Raw genomic sequence first — 19,310 nt, 5'->3', positions numbered from 1 at the left:
TGCTCTGACGTCGGCCGCTTTCACAGGTAGCCCCTCGACTCCGTCCAGCGATCTTCCCCAAATGCATAGGCGAGGTCCGAGCGGGCATCGTCTTCTCGATCCCTCCACGCGCGCAGGGCGGCATCTGCGAGCTCGTCTTCGTCCAGGTCGTCCACGCAAACCGGCTCACCAGCATCAGCCTGCTTGATGATCGCGGCTTGGTGGATAGAGAACGATTCCGGCTCGGGCGGCGATACGTCGCCGGAGTAGCCGGCGTAGTGGTAACCGGTCACCTCGACCTTATGGCCGTCGAAGTCGAATGTGAGTCGAGTGAGGTTCATGGCCTAATTCCTAGATCGGAAGGCGGTACTGTCCGGGCCCGGTACGCGACACCAGCGTGCGGAGCAGCGTTACGACCTCGTAAAGCAGCGTGAACAGCGGGTCGGCCGGCAGGCCCTCCGAACTGGTCGTATTGGGTTCGGCGCTCTGGTCAGGATCTGCGGGCGCAGGCGCCCGCTCATCCAGCCAGGCGCGCGGAACGTAGTAGACCGGGTGCTCGCCCGCCCCTGCGATGTTCTCCAGCGGAATCTCGTTCGCCATGCACAACTGGAGTTCCTTCGCCTTGTCGTGTGGCGAAGGCAGGCCGAGCCGGGCCAGTGCCTCGCTGGGCGGTACATGCGTGTTGCCGCCGCGTCGGGCGATCGCTCGGGGGCCGGCGTTCGGTCCCTTGCGCCACACCATGACTGCCACCTTGCGCCGGCCGGTCGCGCCGTCGTACGTCTTGTCGCCCGGGGCATGGACTACCCCGGTCGTCTCCAGGTGGCGGAGGGCATTGGTGATCATGGATGGCTTGTGCTCCGGCATACGTTGGGCAAGCACGCGCACGTTGAAGTCAGGCGGAAGGTCCTCGAAATGGTCCCGCATGATGCTGCGCGCGCATTCGATGTACTCGGGCGTTCTTCTCTGCATGGTCTGTCTTCCTGTCAGGGATGCGGTTAGGCGGCCTGCTTGTGAAGGGCTGCCTCGATATGACGGGTCAATGCTGCGCAGATCAGCTCGAAGTCGCTTTCGTGGTAGAGCCGTGCGGCTTTGTCCGTCGCTGCATGCTTGAACCCGAGCGAAGCCAGACCTTCCGCCGTCAGCGTGATGGGTGCGAGTCGCTCGTTGATCTGGCCCAAGCGGAGTGTTGGGGCGCTGGTCGGGGCCGAACGTGAAACGACCGGGCGAGCGACAACGATCGGCGATTGGTCGAGCGGTCGCGGCGTCGCCGTTTCGATAATCGGCTGCAGTTCTGCCTGAGCCTTCGCCTTCTCCTCGTCTTTCCGCTTGTGCTCGGCAATCCGTGTCGTCACTGCCAGTTGGAAGTCTTCGACCGGCTTCTGAATCAGCGTCTGCAGGTCCCGAAACAGGAAAGCGTGTTCGGCGTGCGGCTTGTACCAGTCCAGCTTCGCGCGGAGATCCTTGGCGGCCGCATCGGCGGCGATCTTGCCGTTTGCCAAGGCCGTGTCGAGCTTGTCGTAAAGGCTGGCGATGGTCTTCAGTCCCTTGATCGCGCCCAGGAAGTCGGGAGCCTGGACGACGATGCTCACCTCGCCCAGCTCGGCATTCAGCGCAGCAACGTGCGCCATGTACTTCTGGCGTCGTTCGGCGACGGCGTTTTCCTTGATCTGCTTTTTGCGCTGTTCGACCAGCTTGTCCAGCGCAAGCCGTTTGTCACGGAGTTGGGCCTTGATGTGGTCGACCGTGCGCATCAGTTCGTCGATACTGGCGGTTTGCGCGATGGCCGCGTTCTTCGCTACTTCGAGGTTGTCCTCGGCTTCCTTACAGAACTTGACCGTCGCGTCGGCCTGGACGAAATCTTCGTCCGTCTTCAGGTCGGTTTTGATGTTCGCAATGAACGTCTCGGCAGCGCTACGGAACGCCGGCAGGTTGCTCGCGATGACTTCGCCTCGGATCTGGACAGCCAGCGCGGGCAGCGCGATCATTGCCTCGGCCTTGGGCTTCACAGGGATGTCGACGGGCACGTATTCGGCGAGATCCTTTTCGAACTGCGCCCAGCCGGCGATGATGCGCTCTTGCCACGCCTGGTCCGGATGGACCTCCATGTATTCCATGTTCTCGCGGGTGCCGTCAGAGACGACGAAGATCACCCGCTTGGCGTCATGCACCAGCATGATTTGTTGGCATTGGGGCTGATACTCGTCCGGCAATACCTTGGCCCGCACCGAGGCGGCCAAAGCCTCGTTCCATTGCTTATGCTCGAACGCGGTTTCGTCGTCCAACGTCAGGCCGTCGCAGGACGCAGACAGTAGCCCCAGGGATCGCGTCACCGGGTACAGGTCCTGCCCGATGATTTCTTCAATGATCGGGCGAGCCAGCGCTTCGACTTCGTGGCCGTAGTCCAAAATATTCGTCTGTACCCAGTCGCTGAACTCCTGCGGCGTGCCGGTGTGCTTCATATGAAGCAGTTCGTTGCGCTTGACCTTCGTCGAAATGCCGAGCATGGCTGCCGCTTCGCTGGCGCCGAACTTCGTCAGGCGGAACTGAGCCCATTCATCAGTTCCCTGGACCAGGCTGTGTGTGATGCGCTCAGTCATTCTCGTGGCTCCAGCTATCGATGGTGTTCTTCTGGTCTTCGGTCAGCTTTTCCTTCGTCTCGATCATCGCGATCAGGTCGGCCGGCGTCTTCTTCTTGTCGAGGATCAGCTTCCGCCACTCCGGCGTCTTTTCCTTAAGACGCTCGTCGCTGCACACAGGGGTCACCTTGGTTTCCGGCTTCTTCTCGTCGCCGCTGTTGCCCCCGGCGTGCTCGGCCTTGTTTTCCATGACGGACTTCCAGGTGGCTTCTCCATCCCGGATTGCGCCGTAGATACCCCGGAGATCGACGAGTTCGGTCGGGGAGCAACTGTCCAGGGCATGACCCAAGTAGGCCACCAGATCGGACGCCTTCACCCCGATCTCGGCGAAGGCATCGGCAATGCGCTTGCGCTCTGCGTCGGGATCTTTCGCCGCCTCGTCCATACGGATGTCCTTAATGATCCGCTCGGCTTCGTCCTGCAGATCCCCGGGGACGATACGCAACCCAAGCGTCCGAATAGCCTTGGAAATCTGTGCCGCGCGCTTGTTGAGCAGGTCGTCGTCGTTGGCCGGCACCGTGTACGTCATCTTCCCGTAGCTGTTCTTGCGGGCCGAGATGTAGCTGCCGTCATCCATCGGCTTCGAGCGCTCCACGGTCTTGGACACGCGGACGTCGAGCGGGTAGGTCAGGTTCGACTCCAGGTCGGTCACCGAGACGCGATGGACCTCCTTGCTGTCGTCCTCGAAGATCATGGTCGTTTCGACCAGGACGTTCGTCATGCAGCGCAGCGCCACCTCGACGAAGCGGATGCCGAGCCCTTCGACGCCTTGGCCGATCGGCTTGCGGTAGTAGGCGCTCTTGTTATTGGCGAATGACGGCCGGCGGCACTCGCGCAGGAGCGTCTGACGGACCTGGTCCCAGTCGCGCGGCCGCTGCATGGCCATGACATAGCGGGCTTCGACCATGGCCTTCGCCTGGGCCGCTACTGCCGTGGACGCGGTCTCGACGAGCGCGGTTGTGGTGGTTTGGGCGCCGAATTCGTTTCGGGTGGCCAGTGCGGTTCCAGTGTTCATCTTCTCCTCGCAGGCGGTTTGCTAACTGACATGCACATACATTAGCAAAAGAATAACGCATGCGCAAGTGGGATTCAGCGCCGCGCAGAGCGCGACGCCAAATTAATCAGTGGAGTTGAATCAGGGCAGGGCTGCGGGCCGTCAGCCACGCGGCGTGGCCAATCGTCCCGAAGAAGCCGCAGTAGTGGCCTTTGAGGATGTGGAAATCCAATGGGCCGTGGTCGACCGGCGCATCTATGAACGCAGCTCCGTTGATGAACTGGAACCGTTTCATGAACGACTCCAGAATCAGGGGGATGTAGCTGCTGTCCGGTTTGCGCGAGGTGTTGTTGCTGAGGAACGCCAGGTAGGCGAGGGCCATGGATCGGCCCTTCTCGTAACCGGCAAAGTAGTCGCCCTCCAGGGGCAGGCACCAGAAGCGGAAAGGGGAGTTGACGTCGATGAACGGAAGCGACAGGAACTCGGTCGGCGTTGCCACCTTCCTCTCCGACGGCGCTGCCGGCGTCTCGTAGCGCCCCGTCTTCCGGATGGCCGGCAATACCTCAGCCGTCACCCATTTGCGGAATTGGCGTGCCTCCGGCTTGCGGCTGCGGAGGACTGCAGAGTAGAGACCTGATTCGCTGATGACCGTCATTGACTGGTCGCCGCCAGGGGTGGGCACAATCTGCCTACCCTTTTCGTCATCATCCAGCATACGGGTCATGTCCTTTGCGGACAGGTATTCCAGCAGCGTGGAAACATCGGACGCGACGAACCACGGCGTGCCGTAGACCATGACGACGCGAACAGCCTGGGTACCGGTGAAATTGAAGGAAAGAAGGCGGGGATCAGCCATGATTGACTCCTTGTAGCGGGTTGTTTCCGCCGCCCCGACGCCAATCGGGGTGGTGGACCGAACGAGGTTGGCGTACCGGTACAAGGAACCGGCGAGCCTTTCGGCTCCCTCGCCCGGCCCACCATAGGAGTGCCAAGCGATGCGAACAAAAAAGCCGCGACCTGACGGCGCGGCTTTATGTGCGCCTTGTATCCGGGACGCCAATCCCGTATCGCTGTTGTCTCAGCGATGAGCAAAGGTTAGCCACGCGACGCACGAGTGTCAAGCTTCATTTTATGCTAACACGTTAGCATCTCTACGCGCAACACTTTGCGTCGGTAGAATTCAAGCCGATGGTTGGATCTGAAGATTGGATTGAGTAGGTAAAAAAAGGGGAAGGGATGCGTCTACTTCTGCGCATGGTACTTGCCGCTGCCTTCGTGGGGAGCATTGCATGGGCTATCTCAAAGCCCGCATGGGACTCAATCTTGGCGGCGGTGGTGGCATTAGGTAGCCTTCTGGCGGAACTCGCCTCGAGACGTGTTGCGGACAGGGCCATTACGCAGTCTCAGAAGGTCGGGAATGATGGCACCGGCATGCAAGCGGGCGGTGACATCAAGATAGGGAAGTGAGGAGACATGTTTGGGGACAAACAGAGCCAGAGTGTAGGCCCGTACGCGCTTGCGATCCAAGCGCAGGGTGACATTAACATCCAGGGCGCTTCCCCGGAGCACATCGACCAGATGGTTCGACTCTTCTTGGACTACAACTTTCCCAAGCTTCGTGACGAAGCTCTGGCGATCGCGCGAGATTATGTCGAGCAGTTCGGGAAGCAGCTCAAAGAATCGCTGATCGCTAAGAGAGAGAGCATCGACGTCGGAAAATTGGTGCTACCGGACGTACAGGCAGGAATTAATGACGCCGTCCTGGCAAGCGCTCGTCTCGGCTCGAAAGCAAATCCGGAGATTCTGTGCGAACTAATAACTGAGCGGCTTAGGCCGGGAGACGACCAGTTCAAAGACATCGTCATTGCAGCTGCCATCAGGGTCGTTCCACAACTTACCTCGCCTCAGGTGGCGATGCTTGTGCTTTTGCATAGCGTTCTTGAGGTGGAAATCAAGAAGGATGAGCTTTTTTTTCCATCGCTCGATGCATATGCCTTGGCCGTGATGCCGTTGTGTGAACCCATATCTGAGTTGTCTCGCGCGCAGCGAAGCCACGCTGAGGCCGTAGGAGTGTGCGCAGGTCCTCAAAGTTCTTTCAAGTTCGATATCTATTCAGCTTTGTACGAAAAATACAAGGGAGAAGGGCTAACAGAACTCGTAACTTTCAAAACTGCAATTTCGGAGCAGGCGCCGATCTTCTCGCAGCTTCTCGATATCTATGAATCACAAAGGCTTTTCACGCTAAGGCCAACGAGTGTCGGTTCTGCGATTGCCATAGCAAGGCTGTCCACTGTGATGGACGGTCTGCAGATGGACGCTTGGATTAATTGATCATGGACGCCACCACCCAAGCCTTCGTCACCGAGATCGTTTCCAGGCGCATCGCCGAGAACTGGCTTTACTGGCTGCTTTTCTTGGCGGCCTCATTCCTCGCGGCGTTCGCTGGAGCATACATAAAGCGGCGCGCTGAGAACCTCGCGACGCGCGACGATTTCGAGGAGCTAAAGAGGCAGCTAGCGCAGAACACGCGCGTCACCGAGGAAATCAAGGCGGAAATCGGGCATGCGGAGTGGAAGGCGCGGGAGGCAAATTCACTCAGGCGTATCAAAGTTGAGGAGCTCGTCCGCTATGTTTTGGAAGAGCAGGAAAGAACGAATTCCTACTTCAGGGAAAGTATTGTCGGCAAGGCATCGGAGATGAATACCTCGAGCGCCGATGCGGCTTGCAGCATAGCTTCCCTTTATTTTCCGAACCTTCGCATTCCGGTCTACGCGTTTGCCCAGCAGGTTTATGTAATGGTTCAAGACGCCGCAGGTATTCAGTACGATGTCTCTATGGCAATTTCACAAGGCCGGCTCGATGATTATAGGATGCACACCGAGCAGGCGAAACTAAAATTTTCCGACCATTGCCAAGCGCTAGCGACATTAAGAGCGGAGGTTGAGACGGTAGCGCGTGCTGAAATGGACGCACTGCTTTACGTCGAGCGTTAAGCCGCCTTTCTCGCCAGCTCCAAACAAGCCGTAACCGCCCGCTGGCACATCGGCACATCGAACCGGCCGATCTCGCACTCCTCCTCCTGGATTCCGAGGCGAGCGGCAAGCCAGCGGACGGCGTCGGCCTTAGTCATGTGGCCGCTCTGCCAGATGCCGCTGAATAGCTGCTTGGCCCAGCCTCGGGCCTGGCGGGTGGCGGAGTCGGCCAGCGTCCCGCGCGGAATGCCGGTGCCGGGATACATGTCGATGTAGGCCCCGCACTCTTTGTTGCCGCAGAGGAAGATCCACGGCCAGTCACCGTGCGGTCGGCCGTAGATCTCGCTGTTCTTCACGATCGATACCCGGGCTTGGCACCATGGGCAGTGCGTCGGCGCTGGCAACGGGGCTTTCACGCGGCGCACGGCCCGGTGGTCGGGATTCCAGGGGGTGAGGGCGGTCATGCTTCCTGCTCGATCTCGTCCACATCAAACAGGGTCGGCATGCTGAACTCTCGCTCTGCGGATTTCAGGTAATGCACCTGGTCCAAAAAATAGGTCGGGTTAAGTTCCGACCCACCCCCGCGCCGACCCTTCAGGATTGCTCGATAGGGGACCGTTCCTAGGCCACAGAACGGGTCATATACCAGCTCATCCTTGTTGCTGTATCGTTCAATCAGGCGGTCTACGATGTCGAATTGTAGTGGGCAGATGTGCTTCTCGACCGAGCGCTTCGCCTGCTCGCCATTGAGCGTCAGCATGCGTGTTACATCGTGCCATACGTCAGGATGATGAGATCCCGGTGCTAGGCTCATGAACGTGGAGGGAAGGGCGCCGCGGGCCTCCAGTTCTTCGCCGATGCGAACGTGGAAATCGTAGTCGTAGACGGAGTCGAGGCTGAACTTCGTGAAAACGCTGGCCAGCTTGTCCGGACCCAGCGCCGCAAGTTCTTCGGCCGTGATTTGGCGGTTGCCGCTCGATCTCCAGAATGCATGGGCGTCTACCTGCCAATGAGCGCGTGTGTATTCCTCTTTGGTCTTCTTCACTGGGGAATCCGCGTAGCCTTTCGACCGGTCCGTCTGAGGCTTTCGGAATAGCACAATGTACTCCGGCGATCCCACGCCCATCTTTGTGCCGTCTTTGCACTGCTCCGACCAGCCCAGGCGGTACGTCTGGTTATTTTCTCGGACAACGTCAGTAACTACGGTGATTAGTCCCATGTAGTCGAAACCATGCTTGCGGCCGTGCATGATGGCTTCGCAGTGGAACGGGCTGACGGTGGGCGCCCCGGCCCCTGTTACGTTGCCAAACAGAATTCGGTCTTTAACGTGGCAAGCATAGATGCGGCCAGGCTTCAGGATACGCAGCAGCTCCGGCGTCAGATAGTCCATCTGCGCCCAAAAGTGATCATTACTTTCGGTGTGGCCAAAGTCGTTGTAGCTAGGGCTGTACTCGTAATGGTTCGCGAACGGGATAGACGTAACGATCAGGTCGACGTGATTCTCCGGCAAGCCTCTGGCTTCCTCCACGCAATCATTGTTCGCAACGGTGAAGCGCTCGCCTTTGACTTCAATCCGCTCGATACCGATCGATCTAGCAAGCGTCTCCTGCATCGCAAGTTGATTGAGGCCGTATTTCTTGATGATGTCGGTCATGTTCTGCACCATTTCTTCGTGTTGTGCCCACTTCTGCTGCAGGGTTCTGAGTACCTCGCGCTCCGCTTCGCTGTAGACGATGTCGATGCGGACGCGATGCGGTTGCTGGAAGCGCTGTACCCTGTGGATGGCTTGGATAAAGTCGTTGAATTTGAACCCGATCCCGGCGAAGATCTCGCGATGACAATGGCGCTGGAAATTGCAGCCGCTGCCGGCGATGACCGGCTTTGTCGACAACAAGCGGTAGGCTCCGTTACCGAAGTCGATGATTCGTTGCTCGCGCTCGTCCAGATCTTGGCTGCCCCATACGCTGACCACGTCTGGGATTGCCTGCTGGATCGCGTGGCGTTCAGACTCCAGGTCATGCCAGACCACGAAATGATCTTCTGGCGCCTCGTCGATGATTTCTGCGACCTTGGCCACGCGCGCCGGCAGGCTTTCCCGCTTTTCCGCCGCCGCAGCGCTTAGACCGAGCGCAGGATCCTGAAACATCAGCACTTGGCCGTCGCGGTCCTCGCCGGCCTTCGCGTAGTCGGTAGGGACTTCGTGGTACCGGACATCCAGGTCTGGCAGGTCATAGCCCTCGTCGGAGTAGCCGAGGTCGCTCGGAAACTGAATGAAGACGGCCCAGCTTGAAACCCAAAGCCAAAATTCCTCTTCCTTGTGCGGGTACAGGGTGAGATTTCCGGCCTTCTCGCTGTCGCGTTGGAAGAATCGCGTCAAGGCTTGGCCAGTGTCCATTACACCCAGAAAGCCGGCGTAATGGATGAGTTCTTTAAAGCGATTCGGGCTCGGTGTGGCTGTATTGACCAGCTTGAAACGGACGCCTTCGAACAATGGCAAGAATTCCTGATAGGTCTTGCTGCCAAAGCTGCGCAGTACGCTGGCCTCGTCCAGGCTTATGGCCGTGAATAGTGAAGGGTCCAGCTTGCCGTCACGCACCGTCTCATAGTTGGTCAGGTAGAAGGCGTGGTCGTCGGTCATTTCCGCCACGCTGCGGATGAACCTGATTTCCATGCCCAGCATCGCCGCGTCGCGGATTAACTCTTGGCGTACACCAAGCGGGCAGACGACCAGGCCTGCGCCGCCTGCAGCGCTGAGTATCTGGCGCAGCCATTCGCACTGCATGACGGACTTGCCAAGACCGAACTTGGCGAAGATGGCGCGATTCCCGCCACGCACCGCCCACCGAACGATGTCCCGTTGGTGGTCGAACAGGATCGGATGCAAGTCGGATGGCTCCACAGCGAAGCCGTTGAACGACGCCATTCTTATCTTGGCGCGGAGGAATTCTTCGTAGCGGGCTGTCAAATATCTCGCGGATCTGGCTTGGGTGCAGGTCATGGATGAAACTCAGGCGGAATAGAAATGGCGGCGCCCCGGCGGGGGGATGCAGAGCACCGCAAAAGGGGGGGTCAGAACCGGTACTTGAGCATTAGCGTCGTGGTGCTTTTCCAGATGGGAAAAGTCGGGTCGCCGCGCGTCTTGTTGAAGTAGTGGAGGGCGGCAACGCTGAATCCGCCGCGGCCGATCGACACGCCCACGACCGGCGCAACCTGGATCCGACTGTCGCTAGCAACATTCAGGGTCTGCGGCTCGCAGGTCTTGCACGGAGGCACGTCATAGACCGTGGCGTGCCACGTAGGCCGGAAGATGTAGGCGCCGGCTTCGAGACCGAACCGCCATCCCATGTAGGTGTAGTTCGGCTCGATGGTCAGCTTGATGCCTTGGTTGTGCCCGTTGGCCACGTACCGTGACATGGCGTAGCACTCGCCGAAGCACGTCTTGTTGACCTTGTCGTAGTTGCTGTCGACCGGCGTCGCAATGGCGTCCGAGTGGACGTTGCCCATATAGACGTAGCTCGCGTGCCAGTCGATGCCGAAGCGGCCGTTCTGGTAGAAGTTGTCTGCGAGACCGGCCTCGAAGGCGGGGGCGTTCAGGTCCAGTGTGTGCGGGAAGCCTTCCTGGTACCACATCATGTTTCCGCGCGTGGTGTATCGGGCGACGCCCGCTCCGACCTCGAAGTCCAGGGCATGGGCGGCCAGAGGGAACAGCGTCGACGCAATCAGCGCCACGCTGAGGAGCAACTTCTTCATTTTTCTTCTCCTGGGAAGACTCAGTGGTGCGCTTCGGACACGCGTTCGCGGTAGTCAGAGCGGGCGTTGCGACGATCCTCGGCGGCGGCCGTGATCACGAAATCGACGTTGTCGGCGATGACCTGCTCGGTGAACTTGGCGAGTTCGCCGGCGATTGCCAGATTCACCTGGCGCAGGTGCTCGACCAGAGGGATGCCCGGCTTGGCTCGGGCGTGGAAAAGCTTGACGAGGTTGCCCAACACCGCCAGTGCCGTATCGCCGTCGACGTACTCCTCGATGGCGCCGGCGCGCAGGTTGTATTCGATCTCGTCCTCGGCTTGGTAGCGGTCCACGGCCGGCTCCGATCAGTGCAGGTCGGCGCGCCGGATCGAGACGATCTCGCCGTGGCAAACGCCTACCTGCTCCATCAGGTCGATGGCCGCTTCCTGAGCGTCGTCGCGGTCGAATGCGGCAACGTCGACGCGCATCGTGCCGAGGCTCGTTGTGAAGGTGACCTGGTAATTGTTCATCTCGCGCTCCCTGTTTGCTAACGTATGTGCACACTGTAGCAAACAGATAACACGTGTGCAAGAACATTAGCAAAAGAAATTACGGCAATATCAGGCCAGCCCCCACAAAGTAGGGGTCGAGCGCGTCGAAAAATTGAGCGGTGACCGCCTGCATGGCCGATTTCACTGCGGGTTCGTATCGTTGGATGGTTCTCTTATGGACGCCGATCTTCTCTGCGATGCGTTCGCAGGACATGCAGCGGTGTTGGCCGAACTCGATGTGCCGGCGCATCAGCAAGAAGCGCATCCGGTTGTTTCGAATCGCTGTTACTTCGGCGAGGTGTTGGTCGAGGACGTGATTGCCGGCCTTTCGCTCGTGGTCTTCCCAGGAGTAGGCGGCCCAGCAGTAGGCGCTGAGCAGCTCCGGCAGGTTTTCCACGTGCCCGCGGATCATGGCGGCTTGGGCATGCTGGTCCTGGATGCTCAGGTCACCGTCGGCGCTCTTGTTTGTAGCGCTGGCGCCGGCCATGGCGCGTTGGGCGTCAGACACCTTGCAAATCGGTTGCTGGGGCAGGGCATACGCCCAGCGCAGTACGGCGTCCGTGTCCCGGAATACCTTCATTCATCTCTCCCGTCGAAATACGTTCTGTGGCTCAGATCAGACCTTCGCACGCCAGGATCACGAGCGATCGGATGTGACCGGTCATCCAATCGAGGTCTACTTCCTCTTTTGTCATGCCTGGGGGGCGAGGGCGCTGGCCGTCATAGACTGCGTCGCAGGCTGTGCAGGCATAGGCGCCGCACAGATCGAGCGCCTTGATGCTCAGGCCCTTGCCGCCGGCCGAGCCGCGGTAGTGGGACCAGATCGTGTGGGTCGGGTCGAAGGTGCAGACGCCAGCGATACGAACTTGGCAGTCCTTTCCGTTGGCGGATTTGCGGATCTTGCTCACTGCGCTTCCCATCTCAGCTTGCCCTGCGTCGGGTGCGTATCCACGCGCGGTCTACTTGGGCAACTCCATGTGCCGCCATCCGTCTGCGCGACGACATGCCAACCAGCTGCGCGAAGGGACGCGCCGCCCTCCTCAGGAAGGGTGTAGGTGATCAATTTCTGATAGCCGAGCGCGCGGGCCGCTCGCCAAGCCGCGGCATAGAGCATCGAACAGGCGTTCTTCGTGCCGTCTGTGCAGCACCTGTTCACTTCCAATGTCCAGCCATCATCTAGCGCGCGAGAGACCGGCCGACCGATCAGCGCGACACCGGACACTGCGGCATCGGTTGCGACAGCCACGCAGAACTTCGTGCCAGCGACGGGCTTATGGTGGCGGTGGTGCTGTGCGACAAACGCATTCGCCTCTGCAAAGGAGATTGGTACGACGCGTAGGGTCATCGCTCGAACTCCGCAAGCACTGCCTCAACCGCTTGCTCGGCTGCGTCCGGCTTCAGCGCCGGCCACAGGTAGCGCTGCGCATGCGGCGTGCGCAGGAACGCGACGGCCGCCTCGTGAAACTCGCGCATCTCGCCTTCTTCAAGCTTGGCGTACGAAATCGACTTCGGTACAGGGAACACGCCGCCCTTCGCGCCAGGCATCCACGTCACGTGTCCGGCGCCAAGCTTCAGCCAGAGGCGGAACTGCTCAAAGTCTTCGATCCGCTCTTGAGCTTCGAATACACGCTGTTCGAGTGCCATATGGAATCGGTGAAACGGCCCGCTGCGCGCCTTGTGCGTGATGATCTCGACCATCTCGCCCGGCTCCAGGCTGAAGAGGCCGTTGACGAACCGGCGCCATTGCTTCCGACCCTTCTCCCCAAGTCCGTCCACGGCTCCGAAGAGCACGCGTCGAGCTGCCTCCCGGTCTGGCTGCGAGATCTCGGCCGTTGGCATCCGCACGAGGGTGATTTCGCTCATGGCCTTTACTTCGCGTGAGGCGCCTTGGCGCTGTTGCCGCGCCATTGGTGACGCACGTCCGGCGTTCCTTCCGGTCTGGGATCGGGGAATACCTCCTCGACGTCGTCTTCGCCAAGCTTGCCGCCGGCTGTCAGCGACCAGGCCACGCCGGCGGCTACCCCGACAATGAGCAGGAGCCACATCAGTAGCTTCAGGCCGAATCCGAAGGCAAAGCCGACGGCGACCAAGGTGACGGCGACTACGATGTTCTTTTTCACAGCGCTCCTTACATCACAAAGGTTGTAAATTCCGCTTACAACGTATCGGTTGTACTCACTTCCGCTTGCCCGACTCGCGCCAAGCGCCGGCGTACCCCTGCAGCCAGTTCTCGTTCAGGACGGTGCCGGGCGGGTAGGGGTTGAAAGCGAAGCCCTTCGGCATGGCATGCATGCACATGGCCTGCCCACGCTCGAAGGCCGCGGCACCTTCTTGCTCGACGCCGGGGAGGGCGATCAGGGGATCAGGCATCAGCGCGCTCCATCTGGTGGAGGGCCGTCAAAGCCACAGCCAGCGCCGACCATGCGTGCGACGTCACGCCGTAAAGCGGGCCCGGCTGCTTCTTGGTGCCGATCTGCGGCGTCTTGCCGGCGCCGGTGCGCGGGAATAGATCGACGATGGCTTGGCGAACATTGGCGTCTTTGGCTTGAGTCGTGCCGCAAAGGTGCAGCTTCACGTCGCGGCGGTAGACCAGGCGAACTTCGTTTGGCGCATGCCATGCCTGGACGAAACGGCCGATCCACACGCAGGTTTCGAACACCTCGCGGCCAACCGCCATGCCGTAGCTCGCGATCATTTCCATTGCCAGAGCGTCGGCCGGCATGTGGCCGATCTCCATCAGCATCAGATCGTTCGGCTTGACGCCTGCGCCGAGAATGCCGCGCTCGGGGTGATAGAGGCACCAGCCGCTTTCCGTCGTGCCTGGATCGATGGCGAGGATCGTCATGCCGGCACCTCGGTTGCGAGGATTTTTTCGCGCACGCGCGCGACCGCCGCTTCGATGGCCTCAAGCCCGCCAATGTTGGCGAACGTGAAGACGGCGAGCGTTTCCCCTTCTTTGGCGGGTTCGTTGCGATCTCGGACAACCCCCATCCCCTGGCCATCGTTACCGAACCACAGAGCTGGCAGGCCGCTCCACACAGCGTCGCCGACCTCGATCTTTCCGTGACCCATGGCGATGATCGGAAAATCAGCAGTGACCATCGGGACGTCATGGAATTCCTGGAGTCCGAGCTTCCTCGCGATGTGCGCTTCCAATGACGCGCCGCGCGAGTTCTCCCATCCAGGCAGCAGATAGATGGCGTCACACGTCACCAGTTCGCGGATGTCGGCCCGCATGCAAGTAAGCCAGCCTGCAGACGGGTCAGCGTTGATTTCTGCTGGGTTGACGACGTCGTAGCCTTCCGCGCGAAGGCGCTCGGCGGTGGCGTGAAACAAGGGGAAATTGAGTTCCGGAATCCCCGTCATCGGACCGGCGACGTAGATCCTCATGCGTACCTCGCAAAGGGAGCTTCTTCGGCGATCCGCCAGTGCGAGAACACGTAGGCTTCGTAGCCGCGCATGTCGCCTTTGTGGCGGTTGCGCTCGACCTCCTGCTCGCTGATCGTCGGCGCCCAGTAGACGACGTCGCCTGCAACGTCACGACCCTTACGGAGTAGGGCGGACTCAGAGGCGCGGTTGGCGATCTTTGCCAGCTTCTCCGGCGTTGAGCCGAAGCGGGCTACCAGATCCGCAAGGGTGAACTGCTGGCCGGCGTGCGATACCAGCGCGTCGACGATCTCGATCTGACGCACGGTTCGGGCGCGGTCGGCCTTCGCGGTTCTCATGACGGGGGACGGCATCAAGCGTTCTCCTTTTCGACTCTGAATACGTGTTCCGGGTTGGCTTTGCGGCGGTTCATCTCGCGCAGCACGGCGGACATCTGCGCTTGTGTTGCGATTTCGAGCTGCTGGTCGTGGAGATCGATTGCCTGCTCAATCGCCGCGATTCCGGGGCCGTCCAATCCCCATTTGCCGGTGCGCTCGGCACGCGCCTTACAGCGCATGACGGCTTCCTGGCCTGCAATGGCGATGCTTTGGTATTCGCGCCCTACGCCGATCTCCGACAGCAGCATCGACAGGTTCATCGCGACGGCCAGGCACTCCACGTCAAAATCCGATCCCTTTCCTTGCGTCAGCGCCGTCAGGGATTGGTGGGCTACCAGTGAGACGTCTTGCTGCTTGTCGACCGCCATCGGCAGTCGCGCGGCGAATGCGTCGACGATCGCTCCGGGATTGATATGCTTCGGCCGGTACTGCTTGCGAGGGCGCTTGCTTCGAGCCATGACAGGGACCTCAACGACGGCTTGCCCACTGGACCCGTTTGTCGACGAGGTCCTGAGAAAGGCGCTCAAACTTGTCGCATTCAATCTCTCGGTCGAATGCGCGGAACTTGCCGGCTTGGGTATCCTTCTCGCAGTGACCCCAACCGAGCCGCGCCATCGCGGGATCGCTCTTGAGGTTGCAGCTTTGGCAGGTGAGGCAGGTCGACATGGCTAATTACAAAACGAAACGCTAACACGTTAGCATGATAGTCAAAATGAGGCGCGTTGTGGACGCTTTTCGTATCCGCCGTTAGGCAAGAGCTTCGGCGCGACGCCAAAGAACAACTTGAACACGCGTTCGTACTCCAATTCGTTCCGCCTCGAAGCGGCCGACAGTTCGCGTTCGATGAGTGCATCGTCCCCGTGCTTTTTGATCACGCGCAGCCGGAACCACAGGTAATGCTCGCCTTCTTGCTGCTCCAGGCCGTGGCGCTTCGCCATTTCGGCAACGCCCGCCGGTGACGCAGCCCAATCTCCCGAAGTGGGCGGCGGACCTCCTGGCGTCTGTCCCGGGGCCACGCGCCCACGGATCTTTCCCCAGTCTTCCCGGATGGCGGTCATGAAAGCGTCGTCCCAGTCGATGTACTGGTAGCCGTTCGCGCGGCATTTGCCGACAAACGATTCGAGGTGGGCGTCCAACTGGCCATGACCTTTCTCGGCTGCCCAGCGCCTTACCCGTTCGCTGATAGCGAAGTTGTCCGGCAAGGAAACCTTGGCAGGCTTGGCTGCTTTCGGCGCTTTTGGCTTTTTCGCCGCCGGTTGCGTAGAGGGGGCCGCGGTAGCGGGAGGGGCGGAGCCCTTTACACAATCAGGAATCAGAGAATCAGGAATCAGAGAATCAGGGGGATTTCCACCGTTCGTGTTTGGTGAGCTAACGGTGGCATCACCGTTAATCTCATGTTCCTTTGTGAAACAATGACTTACGTCGTCCCGCTCTTCGAAAGCAGGGAGGTCGGATGCTTTCTCGGTATGGTGGGGAGACTGATGCCGCTTGAAGTTCAGGATCTCGATGGCGGCGATTCCCCGAGCAACGTATCGTCTAACGAAACCACACCGTTCCAGTTTCGTGAGTTCACCGTGTACGTCGCAGTCGTAGTAGGGAAAGACTTCGGCCTTGATCAAGCGGGGCTTGTCTTCAAGTCGACCTTCCTTATCGGCGAGGCACCACAGCCCCGCAAACAGTAACTGGCAAATGGGGCCTAGGTCGGCCAGCTCGTAGTTCTTAAAGAACCCTGGCTTGATATTCCGCGCTCGAGCCATGATCAACCCCAGTTCAGGATCTCGTTCCGGAACTCGGTCCAAGTCCGCACGGTTCGCGCCAGATCCTTGATCGCATCGACAGAAACGCCGGCCTCCACAGCGTCAATCATCATTGTCATGGCTTGACGATCATCGCAATAAGCCAATCGATTGCGGAGTATTCCTCGCGCGTAGTAGAGGTCACGCATGTACTCTGGCTGGGATGCCACGCGACAAATTCCGCTAATCTTCGACCATGCCATCTGCACGGAGGCTTGCGTTGCCGCGCCGTTCTCATCGTAATCAAGATACTGACGCGCCGAAGTTTCAATTGCGTCCAAAACCTTAATCAGCCCGAATTCTTTGAGCCACTTCCGAAGGTCGTTTTGCCCCTTTTCGTTGGGCCTCCATCCCACGGCCGAGGCCACCCAGGCCGACTCGGCCTTGGCCAACGAGTCCTCGTCGATTTGCTTCAGTCCATCGCGCCACTGGAGCATCATTTCAAGCTGTTCCCGGCGCTCGTTCAGTTCTTCGAGCTGCGCCCGCTGCTTGGCGACCACGGAATCATCCGACAGAAGTCGGTCCGATTTCCCCGCATTGCAGTCTCTGCAGGATGTGATCAGGTTCATGATGTCGTCCTCACCCCCCTTGCTTACCGGGTCGATGTGGTCGATTTCCAGGACGATTTCGGGCGCGCAGTTACCGCAGTACTGGCACTTGAATGAGTCGCGCTTGAAGACTTCAAACCTAAGCTTTTTGCCCAGGCCTTTTCGACGTGTTGCTGCCATAAAACCTCCCAACTCCGCAAAAGACGCGATCGGCAGGACGGGCGGAGGAGTTCCGTCTTTTCGGGAGCGACCCTAGCCTCACGCTAAGCATACGGGCACGCTTCCTGCCCGATTGATCGGTGATGCACGAAAGCGACGCACACATGTATGCATGCGTCAAAGTTTGTCAGGATTCGGCTTCGGCGGCGGCTTGTTGCCCGCGTTTGCTGAGTTCCGCGGTGAGGGCCTCGGGCAATCCCTTAGCGTCCTCGGGCCGGAGTTCCGTAGACGGAAGGTCCGCCGGCGGAGGGTCGTTGTCCACCTTGCCGCGCAGCTCCGGCATCTGGTCGAGCAGCTTGAACTCGGCAAAGGTGCCCTTGGTGGCCGCTTCCAGCCGTTTCGCCAGGTCGCGGCCCAGCTTGCCGCGGCTGTGCGAGATTCGGATCGTGCTCATGCTGGTCTTCGCGCGCTTCAGGACCAGCGCTCTGTACTCGCGTCGGCGCTCTCTTTCGCCCGAGGTGATGTCGGAACCGTTGATGCGCGTGGCTTCCAGCCATTCCCGGAGGTTCATTTCGCGTCCTTTCCTTGTTGATAGAGACGCTAATAGTTTAGCAGGAGTAACGGGTTAGCTAGACGAACATGTGTTGACAGCGATGCGGTGACACATACAATAGCGAAATGGACATCAAAACTATCCGCAAACTGAACGTGCGCCTGCTGGAGCGGGATATCGGTAGCCTCTCCGGACTCGCCCGGATGGCAGGCACGTCTCAGTCATACCTGTCGCAGTGCGTCGGGCCGGCCGCGATTCGATCCATTGGTGACGAGATGGCCCGCCGTCTCGAGCACGCCATGGGGAAACCGTTTGGATGGCTAGATGAACTGCACACGGACGAGAGCGAAATTCTGCTCGCCCGTAGGGTCTATGATCGTCTGCTGACGGTGCCGAGCAACAAGCTCCGCGCCATCGCGGAGTTGCTGGACGTCCGCACGGACGATGTGGAGATGCCCGTAGACGAGGCGACTGTTCAACAAGGGAATCAAAAACAAACGGGACGGGTCATTACCCTGGAAGACGATGGAAAAACCAAGAAGCAGCGAAGCGGTAAGTGAGGGTGTCATGGTCCTGGAGCAATTGCTCGAGGACTTCAAAGCCGGGAGGGTCGGCGGCGTTGTGCTGACCTATCAGACAGCCGACGGCGCTAGCAAACACCAGTTGATGGGTGAATTTGCTGACGACCTGTTGGCGGCATGCAACCAAGTGAGGAAGCTGGATGTGGCATTGAACCGCCATTTTTTGCGCCCCGACAGCTAACATGTGTGCAAAGTGTTTGCATATGTGCGCCGAGTTTGCTAAGATTCGGCTAGCTTAGAGACTGGTCACCCGAACCAAATGAAGCGACCCCCAGCAGAGCCCGGCATTGTCCGGGCTCTTGGCGTTTCTGGGACGGGCTCTGCCCATTCTGCGCGGCCCTCAAAAGCCAAGAGCCCCACGGCGGTGGGGCTCTCGTCTTGTTCTGGTCTGGTGGTTCTGGCGCGGGAGGGCAACCCCCGGGCTCTTCCGGATTAGCGCGCGACCCGTGCGCCAGGTACTTGGGGTCGCGCGCGGGCTCTTCTTTTCTGGCACCCGGGCGCCGGCGGTCTTCTGGCGCTGGATGACGTGTAGAGGGCGTTGTTCATAGGCTGTGCTCCTTGTCGGGTGGGCTATGAGCGACATGCTAATGCATGTGCCGTTTGCGCGAACTATAGCGCAACGATTAGCAGAAGGCAAACTACTTTTCTGCGGCGGAGGCGTTCAGCCGTTGGTAGAAGCCTCAGAAGAAGGCCGGGAGAGCCCGGCTCTCTCACGTTTGGCGGTGTCCGCGTGCTAGGCGCGTGAGCATCCGAGCGATGGTCGGGGACGCCCTGACGCCGCCAACCTTGAGGGATAGCGCAGAGATGCGCTGTGGCATGGCAACGCCTTGGAGGCCATGGACCGCAGGAGCTGGCAGCGGACGCATTCGTGCGATTGACCGCGGGTGACCTGAGCACGGGTCGGAAGGAAGGCTCCCTCAATCTGTACGCGGCCCGCAGGGGCGGCGAAGCGGTCCCCTTAACACGGGACGCCGGGCGCAACCGGCACCTTCACGCATGAGACCTGATGCCCGTGCTAGCCGGGCGCGGCGCTCCCGCCAGGTTTCAG

The 19,310-nt window shown here is 60.0% G+C and carries 28 protein-coding genes; 4 read left to right on the top strand and 24 right to left on the bottom strand.

The window, feature by feature from the left end:
* Positions 1 to 20: 20 nt before the first annotated feature.
* The 5 genes from QTN24_RS15765 to QTN24_RS15745 all read right to left on the bottom strand — a co-directional run bounded on the left by QTN24_RS15765 (position 21) and on the right by QTN24_RS15745 (position 4,465).
* Positions 21 to 320, bottom strand: coding sequence for a hypothetical protein (locus QTN24_RS15765; protein WP_313838117.1), 300 nt, complete (start codon positions 318 to 320; stop codon positions 21 to 23).
* 10 nt (positions 321 to 330) lie between these two features.
* Complete coding sequence (locus QTN24_RS15760) at positions 331 to 948, bottom strand: hypothetical protein (protein WP_313838115.1); 618 nt, start codon at positions 946 to 948, stop codon at positions 331 to 333.
* A 26-nt stretch (positions 949 to 974) separates the two neighbouring features.
* On the bottom strand, positions 975 to 2,576 hold the full coding sequence (locus QTN24_RS15755) for a YqaJ viral recombinase family protein (RefSeq protein WP_313838114.1): 1,602 nt from the start codon (positions 2,574 to 2,576) through the stop codon (positions 975 to 977).
* Complete coding sequence (locus QTN24_RS15750) at positions 2,569 to 3,630, bottom strand: hypothetical protein (RefSeq protein ID WP_313838113.1); 1,062 nt, start codon at positions 3,628 to 3,630, stop codon at positions 2,569 to 2,571. Before QTN24_RS15750 ends, QTN24_RS15755 begins: the two co-directional genes overlap by 8 nt.
* Positions 3,631 to 3,736: 106 nt before the next feature.
* On the bottom strand, positions 3,737 to 4,465 hold the full coding sequence (locus QTN24_RS15745; protein WP_313838111.1) for a BRO family protein: 729 nt from the start codon (positions 4,463 to 4,465) through the stop codon (positions 3,737 to 3,739).
* Between the two features lie 617 nt (positions 4,466 to 5,082).
* On the opposite strand from QTN24_RS15745, the gene QTN24_RS15740 reads away from it, so the two are divergent.
* Together QTN24_RS15740 and QTN24_RS15735 are read left to right on the top strand one after the other, a co-directional pair.
* Positions 5,083 to 5,940 carry an LPO_1073/Vpar_1526 family protein gene (locus QTN24_RS15740; RefSeq protein ID WP_313838109.1) on the top strand — a complete coding sequence of 286 codons (858 nt, stop codon included), beginning with the start codon at positions 5,083 to 5,085 and terminating at the stop codon, positions 5,938 to 5,940.
* Between the two features lie 2 nt (positions 5,941 to 5,942).
* Positions 5,943 to 6,602, top strand: a complete 660-nt coding sequence (locus QTN24_RS15735) for a hypothetical protein (RefSeq protein ID WP_313838107.1) — start codon at positions 5,943 to 5,945, stop codon at positions 6,600 to 6,602.
* On the opposite strand, the gene QTN24_RS15730 is transcribed toward QTN24_RS15735, so the two are convergent.
* The 19 genes from QTN24_RS15730 to QTN24_RS15640 form a co-directional block, all read right to left on the bottom strand.
* The gene (locus QTN24_RS15730) at positions 6,599 to 7,045 is read right to left on the bottom strand and encodes a zinc-finger-containing protein (protein WP_313838105.1); all 447 of its coding nucleotides are present in this window, start codon (positions 7,043 to 7,045) and stop codon (positions 6,599 to 6,601) included. The genes QTN24_RS15735 and QTN24_RS15730 overlap by 4 nt on opposite strands.
* Entirely contained in the window at positions 7,042 to 9,579 is a 2,538-nt protein-coding gene (locus QTN24_RS15725) for a DNA methyltransferase (RefSeq protein ID WP_313838103.1), read from the bottom strand. Before QTN24_RS15725 ends, QTN24_RS15730 begins: the two co-directional genes overlap by 4 nt.
* A gap of 71 nt (positions 9,580 to 9,650) precedes the next feature.
* Positions 9,651 to 10,331 carry a hypothetical protein gene (locus QTN24_RS15720; protein ID WP_313838101.1) on the bottom strand — a complete coding sequence of 227 codons (681 nt, stop codon included), beginning with the start codon at positions 10,329 to 10,331 and terminating at the stop codon, positions 9,651 to 9,653.
* A 20-nt stretch (positions 10,332 to 10,351) separates the two neighbouring features.
* Positions 10,352 to 10,663, bottom strand: a complete 312-nt coding sequence (locus tag QTN24_RS15715) for a hypothetical protein (protein WP_313838099.1) — start codon at positions 10,661 to 10,663, stop codon at positions 10,352 to 10,354.
* A gap of 12 nt (positions 10,664 to 10,675) precedes the next feature.
* A complete protein-coding gene (locus tag QTN24_RS15710; protein WP_172966080.1) occupies positions 10,676 to 10,840 on the bottom strand; it encodes a hypothetical protein in 165 nt (54 codons plus the stop codon).
* Positions 10,841 to 10,919: 79 nt separating this feature from the next.
* Entirely contained in the window at positions 10,920 to 11,441 is a 522-nt protein-coding gene (locus QTN24_RS15705; protein WP_124684715.1) for a hypothetical protein, read from the bottom strand.
* Between the two features lie 31 nt (positions 11,442 to 11,472).
* A complete protein-coding gene (locus QTN24_RS15700; protein ID WP_172966079.1) occupies positions 11,473 to 11,769 on the bottom strand; it encodes a nuclease domain-containing protein in 297 nt (98 codons plus the stop codon).
* Entirely contained in the window at positions 11,766 to 12,206 is a 441-nt protein-coding gene (locus QTN24_RS15695) for an XF1762 family protein (RefSeq protein ID WP_124684713.1), read from the bottom strand. Before QTN24_RS15695 ends, QTN24_RS15700 begins: the two co-directional genes overlap by 4 nt.
* A complete protein-coding gene (locus tag QTN24_RS15690) occupies positions 12,203 to 12,724 on the bottom strand; it encodes a DUF1367 family protein (protein ID WP_313838095.1) in 522 nt (173 codons plus the stop codon). Before QTN24_RS15690 ends, QTN24_RS15695 begins: the two co-directional genes overlap by 4 nt.
* Before the next feature lie 5 nt (positions 12,725 to 12,729).
* On the bottom strand, positions 12,730 to 12,981 hold the full coding sequence (locus tag QTN24_RS15685) for a hypothetical protein (protein ID WP_313838093.1): 252 nt from the start codon (positions 12,979 to 12,981) through the stop codon (positions 12,730 to 12,732).
* Between the two features lie 55 nt (positions 12,982 to 13,036).
* Positions 13,037 to 13,231, bottom strand: coding sequence for a hypothetical protein (locus tag QTN24_RS15680; RefSeq protein WP_313838091.1), 195 nt, complete (start codon positions 13,229 to 13,231; stop codon positions 13,037 to 13,039).
* Entirely contained in the window at positions 13,224 to 13,706 is a 483-nt protein-coding gene (locus tag QTN24_RS15675; protein WP_313838089.1) for a hypothetical protein, read from the bottom strand. The genes QTN24_RS15680 and QTN24_RS15675 overlap by 8 nt, the downstream gene beginning before the upstream one ends.
* On the bottom strand, positions 13,703 to 14,251 hold the full coding sequence (locus QTN24_RS15670; protein ID WP_124684708.1) for a DUF4406 domain-containing protein: 549 nt from the start codon (positions 14,249 to 14,251) through the stop codon (positions 13,703 to 13,705). Before QTN24_RS15670 ends, QTN24_RS15675 begins: the two co-directional genes overlap by 4 nt.
* Positions 14,248 to 14,601: a hypothetical protein gene (locus QTN24_RS15665; RefSeq protein WP_124684707.1), complete on the bottom strand. Its 354-nt coding sequence runs from the start codon at positions 14,599 to 14,601 to the stop codon at positions 14,248 to 14,250. Before QTN24_RS15665 ends, QTN24_RS15670 begins: the two co-directional genes overlap by 4 nt.
* Positions 14,601 to 15,083 carry a hypothetical protein gene (locus QTN24_RS15660; RefSeq protein WP_313838086.1) on the bottom strand — a complete coding sequence of 161 codons (483 nt, stop codon included), beginning with the start codon at positions 15,081 to 15,083 and terminating at the stop codon, positions 14,601 to 14,603. The genes QTN24_RS15665 and QTN24_RS15660 overlap by 1 nt, the downstream gene beginning before the upstream one ends.
* Before the next feature lie 10 nt (positions 15,084 to 15,093).
* Positions 15,094 to 15,291 carry a hypothetical protein gene (locus QTN24_RS15655; RefSeq protein ID WP_313838084.1) on the bottom strand — a complete coding sequence of 66 codons (198 nt, stop codon included), beginning with the start codon at positions 15,289 to 15,291 and terminating at the stop codon, positions 15,094 to 15,096.
* A gap of 41 nt (positions 15,292 to 15,332) precedes the next feature.
* Positions 15,333 to 16,244, bottom strand: a complete 912-nt coding sequence (locus tag QTN24_RS15650) for a hypothetical protein (RefSeq protein ID WP_313838082.1) — start codon at positions 16,242 to 16,244, stop codon at positions 15,333 to 15,335.
* A 140-nt stretch (positions 16,245 to 16,384) separates the two neighbouring features.
* Complete coding sequence (locus QTN24_RS15645) at positions 16,385 to 17,149, bottom strand: HNH endonuclease (protein WP_313838080.1); 765 nt, start codon at positions 17,147 to 17,149, stop codon at positions 16,385 to 16,387.
* Positions 17,150 to 17,315: 166 nt separating this feature from the next.
* Complete coding sequence (locus QTN24_RS15640; protein WP_313838078.1) at positions 17,316 to 17,699, bottom strand: hypothetical protein; 384 nt, start codon at positions 17,697 to 17,699, stop codon at positions 17,316 to 17,318.
* Between the two features lie 107 nt (positions 17,700 to 17,806).
* Here QTN24_RS15640 and QTN24_RS15635 point away from each other — a divergent pair, with 107 nt between their 5' ends.
* Both QTN24_RS15635 and QTN24_RS15630 read left to right on the top strand, forming a co-directional pair.
* Positions 17,807 to 18,241 carry a hypothetical protein gene (locus tag QTN24_RS15635; RefSeq protein WP_124684701.1) on the top strand — a complete coding sequence of 145 codons (435 nt, stop codon included), beginning with the start codon at positions 17,807 to 17,809 and terminating at the stop codon, positions 18,239 to 18,241.
* A 7-nt stretch (positions 18,242 to 18,248) separates the two neighbouring features.
* Positions 18,249 to 18,443, top strand: coding sequence for a hypothetical protein (locus tag QTN24_RS15630; protein WP_313838073.1), 195 nt, complete (start codon positions 18,249 to 18,251; stop codon positions 18,441 to 18,443).
* The last annotated feature ends 867 nt before the right edge of the window (positions 18,444 to 19,310 follow it).

Source organism: Cupriavidus sp. SZY C1, from assembly GCF_032190535.1.
Taxonomy (GTDB): Bacteria; Pseudomonadota; Gammaproteobacteria; order Burkholderiales; family Burkholderiaceae; genus Cupriavidus; species Cupriavidus pauculus_C.
Note: the sequence above shows the minus strand (reverse complement) of the source record. Positions and strands in the feature narration are given on the sequence as shown.